We start from the raw sequence: 16,600 nt of genomic DNA, 5'->3' as shown, positions 1-16,600 counted from the left end.
GCCTTGAATATGTATCATTTGGTTCATTTGCGCCATACTGGGTTGCTAAATTGTGATCATTATGTGTATTTTTTGTCACCCAAGAAAAAGGAGTTGCCATGACCGTCGTTGCTCATGATGAAGCACAATCTCTGAAGGCGCGGATCTTCAGCGCCGCCATCGCCGTCTTTGCCGAACACGGGCTGTCAGGCGCCCGCATGGAGCAGATCGCCACCGAGGCGCAAACCACCAAGCGCATGGTGGTCTACTACTTTAAAAGCAAAGAGCAGCTCTATCAGGAGGTGCTGCAGTATGTGTATGCGCGGATCCGCGAAACCGAGCAGCAGCTGGGGCTGGAGAATGTGCCGCCGGTGGAGGCGCTGGTGCGGCTGGTGCGCTGGAGCGTGCGCTATCACGCCACCCATGCGGACTATATGCGCGTCATTTGCATGGAGAATATGCAGCGCGGCAAGTGGTTACAAACCTCGGGTGAGCTGAAACCGCTGAATCGTACCGCCCTGTCGATTCTGGAAGACATTTTACAGCGCGGCCAGCAGCAGGGCGTCTTTCAGGCGGGGCTCGACGCGCGCGATGTGCACCGGTTAATCAGCAGCTTCAGCTTTTATCAGGTGTCGAACTTCTACACCTTCAGCAGCCTGTATCTTGACGACCCGTTGCCGGCCATCGACGATGAAGCAATGGTGGCCCACCACTGCGACATTGCCGTCCGGGCGGTGGTCCGCTTCGTGATTTCCTGATCCGCCGGCGCGAGACGTTAGTGCCCGGAAAGGGCGTGGATGACTTTGGTCATCGCCTCCACGGTAAGCGGCGAACGCTGAATTTTGCTGTTCGCCAGCGAGGTGCGCAGCACGCCGGCGATGACAATATGTTTCGGCTCCTGACCCAGATCGCGCATTTCCAGCACCACTTTGCCCACCACACGGCACATTTCCTGGTACAGCTCGTCGTCTTTCGCTTTATTTCCCATTGAGTTTGGCTCACAGTTTATCATTATCAATCAAATCATTATTGATAGATTTTTCCGGCAACGCAAATCATCCCCCGATGCCGTGGCCAACGGCATGTTTTACCCGCTCAGAACGCGCAAAAAATCCCGTTCTGTTGCCCCTTTTCTTTCCGGCTGATGAAAAAATGTGTTGCGTAGTTTTATGCATATCGTGCTGGTTTTGTTACGCGTTTTGTCCATATTTTGAAACGAGGTTTTTATTTTCCTTTTTGATTCCGCCAGCGTATAATGCGCTTCGATTCTTTCTTGAATGGTTTCAGCGCATTGGACTGCATGATAAAACGCATAACACCTTGCCACATTTCATGGGCTGAACCGCCAGCACACATTCTTCTGCACGCTTCAGGGTTGTCACCTATCCTTAGGGCGTGGCTTAGCAACTTTCGTAATACAGGTTTGGCTCCCCGGCAGTGCGCCCGCGGAGCGCGAATTCCATATCCTTCACAACTTAAAGACTAAAACTGTCATGAAAAAGACCAAAATTGTTTGCACCATCGGTCCGAAAACCGAATCTGAAGAGATGCTGACCAAAATGCTGGAAGCCGGCATGAACGTGATGCGTCTGAACTTCTCCCACGGTGACTATGCGGAACACGGTCAGCGCATCCAGAATCTGCGCAATGTGATGAGCAAAACCGGTAAGAAAGCCGCTATTCTGCTGGACACCAAGGGCCCGGAAATTCGTACCATTAAGCTGGAAGGCGGCAATGACGTCTCCCTGAAAGCCGGTCAGACCTTCACCTTCACCACCGATAAATCCGTCGTCGGCAATAACGAAATCGTCGCGGTGACCTACGAAGGCTTCACTTCTGACCTCACCGTCGGCAACACCGTTCTGGTGGACGATGGTCTGATCGGTATGGAAGTGACGGCTATCGAAGGCAACAAAGTTATCTGTAAGGTGCTGAACAACGGCGACCTTGGCGAGAACAAAGGCGTGAACCTGCCGGGCGTTTCCATCGCCCTGCCGGCGCTGGCGGAAAAAGATAAACAAGACCTGATCTTCGGTTGCGAACAAGGCGTGGACTTTGTTGCGGCCTCCTTCATCCGTAAACGTTCTGACGTCGTCGAAATCCGTGAGCACCTGAAAGCCCACGGCGGCGAAAACATCCAGATCATCTCCAAAATCGAAAACCAGGAAGGCCTGAACAACTTCGACGAAATCCTCGAAGCGTCTGACGGCATCATGGTTGCTCGTGGCGACATGGGCGTTGAGATCCCGGTTGAAGAAGTTATCTTCGCCCAGAAAATGATCATCGAAAAATGTATCCGCGCGCGTAAAGTGGTTATCACCGCCACCCAGATGCTGGACTCCATGATCAAAAACCCGCGTCCGACCCGCGCTGAAGCCGGCGACGTAGCCAACGCCATCCTCGACGGCACCGATGCGGTCATGCTGTCCGGCGAATCCGCGAAAGGTAAATACCCGCTGGAAGCGGTCACTATCATGGCGACCATCTGCGAACGTACCGACCGCGTGATGACCAGCCGTCTGGACTTCAACAACGACAACCGTAAACTGCGCATCACCGAAGCGGTGTGCCGCGGCGCGGTAGAAACCGCTGAGAAACTGGAAGCGCCGCTGATCGTGGTCGCCACCCAGGGCGGTAAATCTGCACGCGCGGTGCGCAAATACTTCCCGGACGCCACCATCCTGGCGCTGACCACCAACGAAACCACTGCTCGTCAGCTGGTGCTGAGCAAAGGCGTTGTGCCGCAGCTGGTGGAAGAGATTGCCTCTACCGATGACTTCTATCATCTGGGCAAAGCTCTGGCGCTGAAAAGCGGCCTCGCGCGTAAAGGCGACGTGGTAGTGATGGTCTCCGGCGCATTAGTGCCGAGTGGTACCACTAATACGGCTTCCGTACACGTGCTGTAATAATTTACAGGTTAATTGGTTTTTTTTAATAAAGCGCCTCTCGGGGCGCTTTTTTTTATTCATTGATTAGCTCTTCCTATTAAAAATGCAAATCGGAATTTACTATTTAATAAGAGATTATCTAAGATGAATCCGATGGAAGCGCGCTGTTTTCACTCGGCTTTTTCAGCGATTCTGACCAATTCGATGCTTCTTTGAGCGAACGATCAAAAATAAGTGCGTTCAGGTAAAAAAAATATTCTCATCCCAAAAAACTTTGTGTAATACTTGTAACGCTACATGGAGATTAACTCAATCTAGAGGGTATTAATAATGAATCGTACTAAACTGGTACTGGGCGCGGTAATCCTGGGTTCTACTCTGCTGGCTGGTTGCTCCAGCAATGCTAAAATCGATCAGCTGTCTTCTGACGTTCAGACTCTGAACGCTAAAGTTGACCAGCTGAGCAACGACGTGAACGCAATGCGTTCCGACGTTCAGGCTGCTAAAGACGACGCAGCTCGCGCTAACCAGCGTCTGGACAACCAGGCTCACTCTTACCGTAAGTAAGAGTTCTGGTAATAAAAATGGCGCACTCTGTGCGCCATTTTTTTTGCCCTCATCATGAGGGCTATTGCGTGAGCAAGCCGTTGTCAGACGAACTATTCTGCGCCGACAGCGACGTCGCCGTGCTACCTGCCCCCGCCGACACCACCACCGGATAGCCCGCCCTTCTCGACATCGCTTTTTTCAACTGCAGGTCATCCACTGCTTTATCCTCAGCGAAGGCGTGAAACGCCGCTGGCAGCGTGTAAGCGATGGTCCGGGTGTTTTCCCCTTCGGTCTGCGACAGCGGCCTGTGGACCTCTACGTAGCGTTTACCATCCGGCTCGACGGCAAACTTCACCGGCTGATTGATAATCCGTACCGGCGTCCCGGTTTTCACCTGGCTGAACAGCGCTTTGATGTCATCGGCGTTCATTCGCATACAGCCCGAGCTGACGCGCAGCCCAACGCTGTCCGGGGCGTTAGTCCCGTGAATGAGATATTCGCCGTTACCGTAGGCCAGACGCAGCGCATAGCGACCCAGGGGGTTGTTCGGCCCGGCCGGCACCACCGCTGGCAGCGTCACCCCTTTCTCCAGGGAGCGCGCGCGGATGCCCGCGGTGGGCGTCCAGGTCGGATTGGGGATCTTCTGCCCAACGCGGGTGGTCATCTCCGGCGTTTCCAGCCCTAACTGGCCAATGCCCAGCGGATAGACCTGCACCTGATTCTCTCCCGGCGGGAAATAATACAGCCGCAGTTCGGCAAGGTTGACGACAATACCTTCCCTCGGCACGTCGGGCAGCAGCATCTGAGAAGGGATCAAGACCTGGGTGCCGGGCTTCGGCTGCACCGGCGCAATCGTATCGTTGGCTTCGAGGATCAGCATCGCCGCGGTATCGAAATGGCGCGCAATCGCCTGCAGGTTGCGATCTCCCTCCTGGACCGTCCAGTACTGATTTTGACCAATCAAACGGCTGTTGGCGGGAGGAAGCGGATAATCAACGGCCCAGGCGGCCGTGGAGGCGCCAAGGGCGCTGAGAAGGGCTAAGGTGATCATCGTTTTGCGTTTCATACTGAGATTCCTTCTTTCGCTGATAAAACGCCAGGAGACTGAACGGCGGCAGGGTCAGTCCCCTGCCGGACGTAACAGAATGAAATCTACCTGTTTATTCTAGCTAATATTTGCGGCTTTCGCGCGTATCGCGCGGATCATGGCTTCGAGGCCTTGCGAGCGGGAGGGGGTAAGATGCTGGGTGAGCGCCATTTTTTCAAACCACGGGCGCACGTCGAACTCGGTGATGTCCTGAGCGGTCATCCGGTCATAAAGGATAAACACCACCGCAATCAGCCCCTTGACGATCGCCGCATCGCTGTCGCCGCGCAAGGTGATAACGCCGGAGGGGTCCTGGTCCATCACGATCCACACCTGGCTTTGGCAGCCCTGAATAATGTGCTGCGGGCTGTGCTCCTCGGGGCTTAGCGGCGCCAGCCGCTGGCCCAGCTCAATGATATAGAGATACTTCTCTTCCCAGTTGGCGCAACGGCTAAAGTTACGCAACAGTTTGTCTTTGTCCGGTAATGCCGCCATTGTCCCGTCCTTTACCCTAACAGTTTGTGGATCCGCTGGAGGCCGGCCACCAGGCGGTCCACCTCTTCCGTGGTATTGTACATCGCCAGCGAGGCCCGACACATAGCCGGTACCTGATACCGGGCCATCAGCGGCATCGCACAGTGGTGGCCGGTGCGCACGGCGATCCCGTAGTTATCGAGGAAGCTGCCGACGTCATAGGCATGATGCTGACCGAGGTTAAAGGCAATCACCCCTTTACGCTGCGCGGGACCGTACAGGATCAGATCCGGCACCGCGCGCAGGGCATCGAGGGCGTAGCGCATCAGGGTCTGCTCATACTCGGCAATCTGCGTCAGCCCAAGCTGGCTGACGTAGGTCAGCGCCGCGCCGAGGCCAATGATCCCCCCGGTATTCGGTGTGCCGGCCTCAAAGCGCCACGGCGCCTGATTCCATGTGGTGCCCTCCGTCAGGCTGACGGTGGCGATCATCGACCCGCCCCCTTCCCACGGCGGCATCGCCTGCAGCAGTTCGGCCCGGGCGTAGAGCACGCCGATCCCGGTTGGGCCATACAGTTTGTGTCCGGAGAATACATAAAAATCGCAGCCCAGCGCCTGGACGTCCACCGGGTGGTGCATCACCGCCTGGGCGCCATCCACCAGCACTTTCGCGCCATGCTGATGCGCAAGAGCAATCAGCGCCGCCAGCGGGTTTTCCGTCCCCAGCACGTTGGAGACCTCGGTGATGGCCAGCAGGCAGGTGCGCGAGTCAAACAGTCCCGGAACGACGTCAAGTTGCAGCGTGCCGTCCGGGTTGAGGGGGATCACCCGCAGCTCAGCCCCGACCCGGGCGCAGAGCATTTGCCACGGCACAATGTTGGCGTGGTGCTCCATCTCGCTGATGATGATGTTATCCCCGGCGCCGACGTTGGCGTTTCCCCAGCTGTTGGCCACCAGGTTGATGCCCTCGGTGGTGCCGCGGACAAATACCAGTTCCTCCGCCGATCCGGCGTTGAGGAAACTGGCCGCCTGCTGGCGCACGGCTTCCATCCGCGCGGTGGCTTCCGCGCTGAGGGTATGGATCCCGCGGTGCACCGCCGCATAGCCGTGGCGATAAAATTCCGCTTCGGCGTCGATCACTGCTTCCGGTTTCTGGGCGCTGGCGGCGCTGTCAAGATAGACCAGCGGCTGGCCGTTAACCTCCCGGCTCAGTACCGGAAAATCGGCGCGAACCCGTTCAACTGAAAATGTCATACCGTGCCTCCCGGCAAACGCTGGCCAATCCGCGCCAGCACCTGCTCTCTGAGCGCGTCGCTGCGGATAGCCTCGGTGAGCTCGGCGGCGAAGGCGTAGAGGATCATCTGCTGCGCCGCCTGCTGTTTAATACCGCGCGAGCGCAGATAGAACAGCTGTTCTTCGTCAATGCGCCCCACCGTCGCCCCGTGGCTGCATTTCACGTCATCGGCGTAAATCTCCAGCTGCGGTTTAGTGTCGACCTCCGCCAGCCGTCCGAGCAGCAGATTATTGTTGGTCATCTGGCCGTCGGTTTTCAGCGCGAGCGGCGCGACGTTGATCAGCCCGTTAAACACCGCCCGCCCCTTATCGCTGACGATGGTTTTGTGCAGCTGGCGGCTGGTGCAGTAGCCGACTTGATGGTCGAGCCAGGTGCGGCTATCGCAGACCTCATTTTTCACCGGCATCGCCAGCGAATTGAGGCGCAGGTGGCTGTTTTCGCCGCCCAGGCGGGTGCTGGTCTGGTGACGCAGCACCTGGCCTCCAAGCAGGAAACTGCTGCTGAAGGCTGAGGCGTCGCGGCCCAGCAGCAGGTCATTATGGGCGAAGTGATTGCTGCGGGCATTCTCAAATGCCAGCTTGATATGCTGGAGGTGCGCGTTATCGGCCACCGTCATGGTCAATCGCCCGCCGGTGAAATGCGGCTGCTCATTGAGGCTCAGGTAATGCTCGACAATCGTCGCCTCCGCCCCGCTCTCCAGCGCCAGGTGATGGCGATAGTGGGCGGTATTCAGCGCCTCGCCGGCCAGGCCACTGGTGATATGCATCAGCAGCAGCGGTTTATCCAGGCGGCGGTTGCGCGGCACGCGAATGCGGGTCACCGTCTGGGCCAGGCTTTCGGTCAGATGGAGAAACACCTCCGGCTGCAGGGCATCCGGCAAATGCTGGCGCTGATTATCGACGCTGACCTCCACGCCGCTGGCGGTGAGATCGTCGCTCAGCTCAGGATGGTAGCGGCCATCGATAAACACCAGCCGCCACGCGTCCAGCGGCAACGCCAGCGCATCACGCTGTTCAGCACTGACAGGCGACCCGTCATCGGCAACAAAGCGGCCGTTAAGTAGCGCATCCAGCGGAGTGTATTTCCAGTCTTCGTGTTTGCGCGTCGGTAGCCCCAGGCGCAGCAGCTGCTGCAGATGCTGGCTGGCCTCTGGCGTACGCTGGCCGCCCTGCGCTTCAAACAGGTGGTGCCACTGCTGCAGCGCGTTACTGCTGTTCGGTAAGCCAGCCATAGCCCTGCTCCTCCAGTTGTTTGACCAGAGTAAAATCGCCCGACTTCACAATCCGCCCCTGATACAGCACGTGGACATAGTCCGGCTTGATATAGTCAAGGATGCGCTGATAGTGGGTGACGATGATGAAGGCGCGTTTGCCGTCGCGCAGCGAGTTGACGCCATCTGAGACAATCTTCAGCGCATCAATATCCAGCCCGGAATCTGACTCATCAAGAATGCACAGTTCCGGCTCAAGCACCGCCATTTGCAGAATATCGTTGCGCTTTTTCTCACCGCCGGAGAAGCCAACGTTCACCGAGCGGGTCAGGAGATCTTCCGGCATCTTCAGCAGCTTGATTTTCTCTTCCATTAAATCCTGGAAATCGAAACGATCCAGCGCCTCCTGGCCACGATAGTTGCGCACGGCATTCAGCGCGGTCTGCAGAAAGAACTGATTGCTGACGCCGGGAATCTCTACCGGATACTGGAAAGCCATAAAGATGCCTTCTCCGGCGCGATCTTCCGGGGCGAGTTCCAGCAGGTCTTTACCCTTAAACTCAATGCGCCCGCCGGTGACCTCGTAATCCTCGCGCCCGGCCAGGGTGGCCGAAAGCGTACTTTTGCCGGAGCCGTTCGGCCCCATAATGGCGTGGACCTCGCCCGGGCGCACCTCAAGGTTCAGCCCGCGCAGGATCGCTTTCTCTTCGACGGCGACGTGTAAATCTTGAATACTTAACATCTTTTTTCCTTAATTATCAGCCGACGCTGTGTTCAAGGCTAATGGCCAGCAATTTTTGCGCTTCGACGGCGAACTCCAGCGGCAGTTCGGAGAAGACGTCTTTACAGAAGCCGTTGACGATCATCGAGATGGCATCGTCTTCACTGATCCCACGCTGCAGGCAGTAGAACAGTTGATCTTCGCCAATCCGCGAGGTGGTCGCCTCGTGCTCCAGCTGGGCGCTGTTGTTGCGGCATTCAACATACGGGAAGGTATGGGCCCCGCAGTCCGGGCCGATCAGCATCGAATCGCACTGGGTGTAGTTGCGGGCGTTGGTGGCGGTCGGCATGATTTTGACCAGCCCGCGATAGCTGTTCTGGCTATGCCCGGCGGAGATCCCTTTCGAGATGATGGTCGAGCGGGTATTTTTGCCGATATGGATCATTTTGGTGCCGGTGTCCGCCTGCTGGTGACCGCTGGTCAGCGCTACCGAGAAGAATTCGCCGATCGAGTTATCGCCGCGCAGAATGCAGCTGGGGTATTTCCAGGTGATGGCCGAGCCGGTTTCCGACTGGGTCCATGACATCTTGCTGTTCTCCCCTTCGCACAGCGCGCGCTTGGTGACGAAGTTGAGAATGCCGCCGGTGTTGTTGTCGCCGGGGAACCAGTTCTGCACCGTGGAGTATTTCACTTCCGCATCTTTATGAATGATGACTTCAACGACCGCCGCATGCAGCTGATAGCTGTCGCGCACCGGCGCCGAGCAGCCCTCGATATAGCTGACGTAGCTGCCTTCATCGGCCACCAGAATGGTGCGTTCAAACTGGCCGGTTTTTTCGGCGTTGATACGGAAATAGGTCGACAGCTCCATCGGGCAGCGGACGCCCTTCGGCACATAGATAAAGGTGCCGTCCGAAGCCACCGCGGCGTTCAGCGCGGCAAAGAAGTTGTCATTGCCCGGCACTACGGTCCCAAGATACTTTTTCACCAGTTCCGGATGATCGTGGATCGCCTCGCCGAAAGAACAGAAGATGATCCCCTGCTCGGCCAGCTTTTCGCGGTAGGTGGTCGCCACCGACACCGAGTCGAATATCGCGTCCACGGCCACCTCGCGCCCTTCACGTACCGGCACGCCCAGCTGGTTAAAGGCTTCTTCCACCTCGCTGGTCAGAAAGGTATTGGCCCCGGTCTGCTGCACCGCGCCAGGCTCGGAGGCGCAGGTCTCATCGCAGTTGCCGCAGGAGGGGGCGGAATAGTAGCTGTAATCCTGATAATTCAGCTTATCGTAATGCGCTTTCAGCCAGTGCGGCTCCTCCATTTCCAGCCACGCCCGGTAGGCATTCAGACGAAACTCCAGCATCCACTGCGGCTCATTGCGGCGAGCCGAGATAGCCCGAACGACTTCTTCATTAATGCCTTTGGCCAGCTCATCGGTTTGCAGGCGAGTAAAAAAGCCCTCTTTGTAGTTGAGCGGGCCGCCGGTCCAGGTTTTGACATCGTCAGTTGCTTCAGTATTACGCGACATAGTTACTCCGCCTGCACCCCAAAGCTTTCGCCACAGCCGCACTCGTGCTGCGCTTTCGGGTTATGAAATTTAAAGATTTCATTTAAACCTTCCCGGACGTAATCCAGCTCGGTGCCGTCAATGAACGGCATCGCCTGCAGTGGGGCAAACAGCTTCGCCCCGTCAGATTCAAAGAGCAGATCGTCGGGCGCCGGCTCAGCAATCATTTCAAGCACATAGCCAAAACCGGCGCAGCCGCTGGTTTTAATGCCCAGCCGCAGCCCTTTTTTGTCCGGCTGCTTGCGCATCAGATCGCGAATATGCGCGGCAGCGGCCGGCGTCATGGTCAGTCCCTGCCAGCTGAAATCGGCGGGATTAAAGGTTCCTGCTTGTACTTCCATCGATAGACCTCCAGGTTGGCGCCATCAAGGCATACCGCCATGTTAGTGATAATGATTATCACTTCAACCCTTCTGCAGCAGGGGTATTGCCCCCTTTAGCGCTTTTTATAAGCATAGACCCTCGGCCGGGGATTATCAGGGCGTACAAAGAGAACTTAATGGATTGATTTATAATATGTTATTTTGAAATCATTCTATATCCGCACGCAATGGCAAAGATGTATCGAAAATACCGATTTATGCGATAGCAGATGACCCGGTTCCTGTTTATCGCGGAAACCGGGAGGTGTAAGGTGACGTTGTCACCAGGCCGTACAGCAAGGCAGGAGAAGGAGCAGATCCTGTGGTTCTGGATAAAAAAGCGCCAGCCCGTGACGCTTTCGCAAAGGAACAATCGCCGCTCGCCAGGCCGCGATCAAGGGAATGAAAATCGTGATGTAACGGGCAAATGGATGGTCAGGCAGGGTGGCAGCTGGCTAGATACCTTTTCTGACCAGGCGGGCGGCTTGAACAAAAACCTCATCTTCCACCCCGTCCCCCTTCTGTCTGCCCAGTCTCACCAGCTCATCCACAATACTCCCTTGATTAATCTGCTTCTGTGTAGCCACTAAGCTAATGACCGCCGCGCCGATGGCCATGCCAATCAATGCCGTTTGTTCGTCTTTATCTTTCATGCTATCGCTCCGTCTGTCCTCCTCAGAAAGGCTAGCAAAAGATACCACCAGCTCAATTTCAAATTCACCTTCTTTACACCTCCCGGAAAACGCAGGCACCGCGCTGACCTCTCCTTCTCCCTGGTGGCAATGGTGCAAGGCGCTGTCGCCTGGCCGGGCTGATTTATTGTGCCCGATCCCCGCCCGGCGCAAAAAATAATGCCCTTGCCGCTTAGTATTAAAAGAAAATAACAACCTCAGAGTGCAACGCAGATTATTCCATAAGGGAATAGTGGGAATGCTAATATTTCATTTCCTCGCCGGTTTTTAGAGGCCTATAGTTTTTTTACCTGCAGAACATCCACTAAGGTTAAAAAACATAAGGACATAATAATGATTGTTTCAGCCCCCAGTGATTATCGCGAAGCCGCTCGTCGCCGTCTGCCCCGCTTCCTTTTTGATTATATTGACGGTGGCGCGGTGGCGGAAAACACCATGAACGCCAACGCCGCCGAGCTTGCCTCGGTAGCTCTTCGCCAGCGCGTGCTGTGCGGGGCGGGCGAACCGACCCTGGCGACCACGATCCTTGATGACGCATGGGCGATGCCCGTGGCGCTGGGGCCAGTCGGCGCCACCGGGATGTACGCCCGCCGCGGCGAAGTCCAGGCGGCCCGCGCCGCCTCCCGCGCCGGGATCCCGTACACCTTATCCACGGTGTCAGTCTGCTCCATTGAAGAGGTGGCGAGCCAGGCCAGCGGCGCGCTCTGGTCCCAACTGTACGTACTGAAGGATCGCGGCTACATGCGAAACGCGCTGGAGCGCGCCTGGGCCGCTGGCATGAAAACCCTGGTATTTACCGTCGATATGCCAATCCCCGGCTCGCGGTATCGCGATAACCGCTCAGGGATGTCCGGGCCGCACGCCACCCTGCGACAATATCTCCAGGCCTGCACCCATCCGCGCTGGGCGATGAACGTCGGGTTGGCGGGCAGACCCCTGTCGTTTGGTAATATCGAAGCCTATACCGGCCACAAAATGACCATGGACGACTATATGGGGTTCATCAGCAACAACTTCGACCCGTCCATCGCCTGGCACGACCTGGAGTGGATCCGCGACAGCTGGCAAGGGAAATTAATCATCAAAGGGATCCTCGATGCCGACGATGCGCGCAATGCCGTGCGGCTGGGCGCCGATGGCATTGTGGTGTCGAATCATGGCGGCAGACAGCTCGATGGCGCGATCCCCACCGCCCGGGCGCTACCAAGGGTGGTGGATGCGGTCGGCGGCGATCTGACGGTGCTTGCCGATTCCGGGGTGCGCTCCGGCGTGGACGTCATTCGCCTGCTGGCCCTCGGCGCGAAGGGCGTGCTGCTCGGTCGGGCCTATATTTATGCCCTGGCCGCAGCGGGCGAAGCGGGCGTGGCGCATCTGCTGCGCTTATTTGCCGAGGATATGAAAGTCACCATGACCCTCACCGGCGCGACCTCGCCATCGGCGATTAGCCTCGATTGCCTTGACCGCCTCGAACGGGACCAACACTGCACCCACGCGGTGCCGGTATCCTTACCCGCCTGACGCTGCCCGGGACCTGGCCTGGCCATGTGCCTCGCCCAGGTCCGGGAAAGTGGAATTACCTCTGAAGGTGCAACTCTGTCTGTTGTACCGTGTTCGCCGGGCGGATGCGAAACCAGATCGCGTACATGGCTGGCAGGAAGATCAGGGTCATGATGGTTCCCCCCAGCGTCCCGCCAATCAGCGTATAGGCGAGCGTTCCCCAGAAGACCGAATGGGTGAGCGGAATGAACGCCAGGATCGCCGCCAGCGCCGTCAGCAGAACCGGGCGGGCGCGCTGCACCGTCGCCTCCACCACTGCGTGGAACGGATCGAGCCCTGCCTGTTGGTTATGATGGATTTGGCCAATCAGGATCAGCGTATTGCGCATCAGGATCCCCGACAGAGCGATCAGACCCACAAGGGCATTGATGCCAAACGGCTGATTGAACAGCAGCAACGTCGGCACCACGCCAATCAGCCCCAGCGGCGCGGTCAGGAAAACCATGACCATCGCCGACAGCGAACGCACCTGCAGGATAATGATCAGCAGCGTGAGGGCGATCATGATGGGAAATAACGGCACCATCGCCCGGGTGGCTTTGCCTGACTCCTCGATCGACCCCGCCGTCTCGATGCGATACCCCGGCGGTAGCGAGTCGATAATGGGCTGCAGCGGTTTCATCAGCGCGGTGGAGACATCCGGCGGCTGCAGGTTATCCGCGACATCTCCCCGGACGGTGATGGTCGGCGTGCGATCGCGACGACGAAGCAGTGGGTCCTCCATTCTGATCGACACGTCGCCAATCTGTGACAAGGGCACCCGCTGCCCGCCGCTACCCACTAGGGTGAAGTCGGCGATTTTCGCCGGGTCCAGCCGGATATCGCCCGCCGCGCGCCCGATGACCTGCACGGCGCGAATATCTTCCCGGACGGTGGTGATGGGGATCCCTGACAGCAGGAACTGCAGCTGCTGGGCGACGGACTGGGAGCTGAGTCCGCTCGCCTGCAGCCGGTCCTGATTGAGGCTGAAATGCATCACCGGCACCCGCGACCCCCAGTCGGTATTGACGGTGCGCATCAGCGGACTGGCCTGCAGCACCGATTTAACCCGTTCGGCGATGTCGAGCAAGGTCTGTGGATCGGGCCCCATCACTCGCCAGGCGACCGGATAAGGCGAATAAGGGCCAAACACCAGCTGAGTGACGCGCACCCGCGCTTCCGGCGCCAGGCCATTGGCCACTGCCTCGCGCAGCCGCCGCTTGAGCGCCTCGCGGGCATCCTGCCCGTCGGTCAACACCACCAGCTTGGCGAAGGAGGGATCGGGCAACTCCGGGGCCATCGCCAGGTAAAAGCGCGGCGCGCCCTGGCCGATATAGCTGGTGACAATCTTCGCCTCCGGCTGCTGCTGCAGCCAGTGCTCAATTTTCGCCGTCGCGGCGCTGGTCTGGCTAATCGACGACCCGTAAGGCAGTTGCACTTCAACCAGCACTTCCGGACGATCGGAGGTGGGAAAAAACTGCTTTTTCACCATACTCATGCCCAGGATCGCCACGATAAACAGCGCCACCACCCCGGCGGCCACGCGCCATTTGTGAGCAATAACCCGGGTCAGCAGCCGACGGAAGCGCTGATAGCGCGGGGAGTCATACAGCGCGGCGTGGCCTGCCGCCGTTGACTTTCTGTCCGGTAACAGGTGCACCCCCAGCCAGGGGGTAAAAATCACCGCCACAATCCAGGAGGCAATCAGCGCGATACCGACGATCCAGAACACATTGCTGGCGTACTCCCCGGCGGTGGACTGCGCAAATCCATTAGGCATAAAACCCACGGCCGTCACCAGGGTACCGGCCAGCATGGGCGCCGCGGTATGGCTCCAGGCATAGGCCGAGGCTTTAAGGCGGTCGTACCCCTCCTCCATTTTGACCACCATCATTTCGATGGCAATAATGGCATCATCCACCAGCAGCCCCAGGGCGAGGATCAGCGAGCCGAGAGTGATGCGGTCGAAGTTTTTGCCGGTCGCCGCCATCACCACAAACACCACGGCGAGGGTTAAAGGCACCGCCGCTGCGACCACTACGCCCACGCGCCAGCCCATGCTGATAAAGCACACGGCCATCACCACCAGCAGGGCGACAAAGAATTTGATCATGAACTCATCGACCGCGGCGCTGATATTCACTGACTGATCGGTCACTTTGCTCAACGACATGCCGAGCGGCAGGCTCTGATTGATGCTGGCGGTTTCGGCGTCCAGCGCTTTCCCCAGCGCCAGACCATTCCAGCCCTCACGCATCACCACCCCCAGCAGCAGCGCCGGTTCGCCCTGATGGCGGATCACGAAGGTGGCGGGATCTTCATATCCCCGCTCAACCGTGGCGACATCGGCCAGTTTCAGCGTTCTGCCCCCGGCAATAATCGGCGTGTCGCGGATCTGCTGCAGGCGGTCGAACGCCCCGTCGAGGCGGATAAAGATCTGCCCGCCACGGGTCTCGATAGCCCCGGCGGCGGTCAGCACATTCTGGCTGTTCAGCGCGGCAAAAATCGCCTCCGGCGAGAGACCCAGAGTGGCGAGACGGTCATGAGAAAAGGAGAGATAAATACGCTCCGCCTGTTCGCCGAGGATATTCACTTTTTTCACCCCGGGTACATGCAGCAGCTGCTGGCGTAAGGCTTCGGCGTCACGCACCAGCTGCCGCGGCGGCTCTCCCCGCGCCTTCAGGGCAAAGAGGGCAAAGGTGACATCGGCGAATTCGTCATTCATCATCGGGCCGGAGACGCCGGCAGGCAGATTTTTCGCCTCATCGCCCAGCTTCTTGCGCGCCTGATAAAACTGCTCCGGCACCTCGGAAGGCGGGGTCTGGTCCTGCAGCGACAGGGTGATCAACGCCATGCCAGGGCGGGTATAGGTCTCCGTGCGATCGTACCACTTCAGCTCCTGGAGCCGTTTTTCCAGCGGCTCGGCGACCTGATCCTGCATCTCCTGCGCGGTGGCGCCGGGCCAGACGGTAATGACCGTCATTTGCTTGACCGTGAAGGGCGGATCTTCCGCCCGCCCGAGTCCGAAGAACGCCACCAGCCCGGCGACGGAGATGAGGATAATTAAAAACAGGGTCACCGACCGCTCGCGAACGGCCAGCGCGGAGAGATTAAAACGCCCGGCGCTCATGGCAGGCTCCCGGCGGCATTATGCTCGCGTCGTTCCGCCAGACGTACCGCCTCGCCCTGGTGTAGAAGATGGGCGCCCAGGGCGACGATGGGCTCGCCGGGCTTCAGCGGGCCGGTCACCCGCGCCGTTTCATCATCCAGGCCGAGCACAGTTACCGGTTGCCAGGAGACGGTGGCCGGACGAGAGGTAATGCGCCAGACGCCAGGGCCGTTGCCCGGATCGTAGACCGACGCCAGGGGCACCTCCAGCACCTGGCCTGGCGCCTGGTCGTTGCCGATACGCAGAGTCACGGTAGACCCCAGCGGGGCGTTCGCCAGCGCGCCGTTCAGCACATAGCGCGCTTCAAAGGTGCGGGTAGTGGCGTCAGCCGCGTCCGAAAGCAGTCGCAGGGTCGCCGTGACCGGCTGAGATTCGCTGCCATAGCGTGTCGCCAGCGCCTCGCTGCCGACCGCCGGGCGTAGCGTCTCCGGCAGCTGTACTCGTGCTTCGCGTTGCCCCGCCCGCGCCAGGCGGATAACCACCTGCCCGGCGCTGACCACCTGCCCCGGCTCGGCGAGGGTTTCCACCACCACGCCGTCAGCGTCTGCCAGCAGTCCAGCATAGCCGGTGGCGTTTTGCGCCACATTGGCCTGCGCCTGGGCCGCGCTGAGGTCGGCTCTCGCCGCCTCTGCCGCGGCGTTAATCTGGTCGAATTCCGCGGCAGAGATGGCGCCGCTCGCCACCAGGCCGCGATAGCGGGCCAGATCGTTGGCCGCTTTCCTGGCCCGCGCCCGCGCAGCATCCACGGCCCGCTGTTGGGACTGCGCCTGCAAGGCTAGATCAGACGGATCCAGGCGCAGCAGCAGTTGACCGCGCCTGACGCTCTGCCCGGTTTCCACCCGCCGTTCAAGCACTTTTCCCGCCACCCTGAAGCCGAGGTCGCTTTGGGTTCGGGCCACTACCACGCCGGTAAAGGCCCGCGAGCCGGCCTCTGCGCGCTCGACGGTCGCCACCCGGACCAGCGGCGGCCGGATGCGGGGGTCGTCATGATCGGCAGGTTCGCCGCAGCCCGCGAGGGCCAGCGGCAGGAGGCAGACGGCAAAATGGACGGCATTGAGCCTGAGCATGGGTCACCT

The 16,600-nt window shown here is 59.0% G+C and carries 17 protein-coding genes and 1 pseudogene; 6 read left to right on the top strand and 12 right to left on the bottom strand.

From position 1 onward, the window contains the following. Positions 1-98: 98 nt before the first annotated feature. Positions 99-737 (top strand): TetR/AcrR family transcriptional regulator, encoded by a 639-nt coding sequence (locus LGL98_RS10295; RefSeq protein WP_136032363.1) that lies wholly within the window; start codon positions 99-101, stop codon positions 735-737. A 17-nt stretch (positions 738-754) separates the two neighbouring features. Here LGL98_RS10295 and fumD read toward each other — a convergent pair whose 3' ends face one another. Both fumD and LGL98_RS10285 read right to left on the bottom strand, forming a co-directional pair. Further along, the gene (gene fumD, locus LGL98_RS10290; RefSeq protein ID WP_025712073.1) at positions 755-967 is read right to left on the bottom strand and encodes a fumarate hydratase FumD; all 213 of its coding nucleotides are present in this window, start codon (positions 965-967) and stop codon (positions 755-757) included. A 236-nt stretch (positions 968-1,203) separates the two neighbouring features. Further along, a complete protein-coding gene (locus LGL98_RS10285) occupies positions 1,204-1,335 on the bottom strand; it encodes a hypothetical protein (protein ID WP_032428887.1) in 132 nt (43 codons plus the stop codon). On the opposite strand from LGL98_RS10285, the gene ynhH reads away from it, so the two are divergent. The 3 genes from ynhH (at position 1,280) to LGL98_RS10275 (ending at position 3,434) form a co-directional block, all read left to right on the top strand. Beyond that, positions 1,280-1,465 (top strand): protein YnhH, encoded by a 186-nt coding sequence (ynhH, locus tag LGL98_RS26395; RefSeq protein ID WP_418133804.1) that lies wholly within the window; start codon positions 1,280-1,282, stop codon positions 1,463-1,465. The genes LGL98_RS10285 and ynhH overlap by 56 nt on opposite strands. A 7-nt stretch (positions 1,466-1,472) precedes the next feature. After that, entirely contained in the window at positions 1,473-2,885 is a 1,413-nt protein-coding gene (gene pykF, locus LGL98_RS10280; protein WP_136032361.1) for a pyruvate kinase PykF, read from the top strand. 312 nt (positions 2,886-3,197) lie between these two features. Then, positions 3,198-3,434, top strand: coding sequence for a major outer membrane lipoprotein (locus tag LGL98_RS10275; RefSeq protein ID WP_002908860.1), 237 nt, complete (start codon positions 3,198-3,200; stop codon positions 3,432-3,434). 61 nt (positions 3,435-3,495) lie between these two features. Here LGL98_RS10275 and ldtE read toward each other — a convergent pair whose 3' ends face one another. The 8 genes from ldtE to LGL98_RS10235 form a co-directional block, all read right to left on the bottom strand. Next, positions 3,496-4,482 carry a L,D-transpeptidase LdtE gene (ldtE, locus tag LGL98_RS10270; RefSeq protein WP_004143241.1) on the bottom strand — a complete coding sequence of 329 codons (987 nt, stop codon included), beginning with the start codon at positions 4,480-4,482 and terminating at the stop codon, positions 3,496-3,498. A 99-nt stretch (positions 4,483-4,581) separates the two neighbouring features. Next, positions 4,582-4,998 carry a cysteine desulfuration protein SufE gene (gene sufE / locus LGL98_RS10265; protein WP_136032359.1) on the bottom strand — a complete coding sequence of 139 codons (417 nt, stop codon included), beginning with the start codon at positions 4,996-4,998 and terminating at the stop codon, positions 4,582-4,584. 11 nt (positions 4,999-5,009) lie between these two features. Then, positions 5,010-6,230: a cysteine desulfurase SufS gene (gene sufS / locus LGL98_RS10260; RefSeq protein WP_136032357.1), complete on the bottom strand. Its 1,221-nt coding sequence runs from the start codon at positions 6,228-6,230 to the stop codon at positions 5,010-5,012. Next, positions 6,227-7,501, bottom strand: a complete 1,275-nt coding sequence (sufD, locus tag LGL98_RS10255) for a Fe-S cluster assembly protein SufD (protein ID WP_136032355.1) — start codon at positions 7,499-7,501, stop codon at positions 6,227-6,229. Before sufD ends, sufS begins: the two co-directional genes overlap by 4 nt. Continuing rightward, entirely contained in the window at positions 7,476-8,222 is a 747-nt protein-coding gene (sufC, locus tag LGL98_RS10250; protein WP_025712066.1) for a Fe-S cluster assembly ATPase SufC, read from the bottom strand. Before sufC ends, sufD begins: the two co-directional genes overlap by 26 nt. Before the next feature lie 16 nt (positions 8,223-8,238). Continuing rightward, a complete protein-coding gene (sufB, locus tag LGL98_RS10245; RefSeq protein ID WP_002908877.1) occupies positions 8,239-9,726 on the bottom strand; it encodes a Fe-S cluster assembly protein SufB in 1,488 nt (495 codons plus the stop codon). Positions 9,727-9,728: 2 nt separating this feature from the next. Then, positions 9,729-10,106 carry a Fe-S cluster assembly scaffold SufA gene (gene sufA / locus LGL98_RS10240; protein WP_004143232.1) on the bottom strand — a complete coding sequence of 126 codons (378 nt, stop codon included), beginning with the start codon at positions 10,104-10,106 and terminating at the stop codon, positions 9,729-9,731. 476 nt (positions 10,107-10,582) lie between these two features. Continuing rightward, the gene (locus LGL98_RS10235; protein WP_032436563.1) at positions 10,583-10,780 is read right to left on the bottom strand and encodes a hypothetical protein; all 198 of its coding nucleotides are present in this window, start codon (positions 10,778-10,780) and stop codon (positions 10,583-10,585) included. Here LGL98_RS10235 and LGL98_RS10230 point away from each other — a divergent pair. Together LGL98_RS10230 and lldD are read left to right on the top strand one after the other, a co-directional pair. Further along, positions 10,779-10,871: pseudogene (locus LGL98_RS10230) on the top strand (hypothetical protein); the annotation flags it as partial. The gene LGL98_RS10235 and the pseudogene LGL98_RS10230 overlap by 2 nt on opposite strands. Before the next feature lie 281 nt (positions 10,872-11,152). Then, complete coding sequence (lldD, locus tag LGL98_RS10225) at positions 11,153-12,337, top strand: FMN-dependent L-lactate dehydrogenase LldD (protein WP_136032351.1); 1,185 nt, start codon at positions 11,153-11,155, stop codon at positions 12,335-12,337. A gap of 55 nt (positions 12,338-12,392) precedes the next feature. On the opposite strand, the gene LGL98_RS10220 is transcribed toward lldD, so the two are convergent. Then, a complete protein-coding gene (locus LGL98_RS10220) occupies positions 12,393-15,485 on the bottom strand; it encodes an efflux RND transporter permease subunit (RefSeq protein WP_136032349.1) in 3,093 nt (1,030 codons plus the stop codon). Continuing rightward, positions 15,482-16,591 (bottom strand): efflux RND transporter periplasmic adaptor subunit, encoded by a 1,110-nt coding sequence (locus tag LGL98_RS10215; RefSeq protein WP_136032347.1) that lies wholly within the window; start codon positions 16,589-16,591, stop codon positions 15,482-15,484. The genes LGL98_RS10220 and LGL98_RS10215 overlap by 4 nt, the downstream gene beginning before the upstream one ends. Positions 16,592-16,600: the final 9 nt, after the last annotated feature.

The organism is Klebsiella africana (assembly GCF_020526085.1).
Lineage (GTDB): Bacteria > Pseudomonadota > Gammaproteobacteria > Enterobacterales > Enterobacteriaceae > Klebsiella > Klebsiella africana.
Note: the sequence above shows the minus strand (reverse complement) of the source record. Positions and strands in the feature narration are given on the sequence as shown.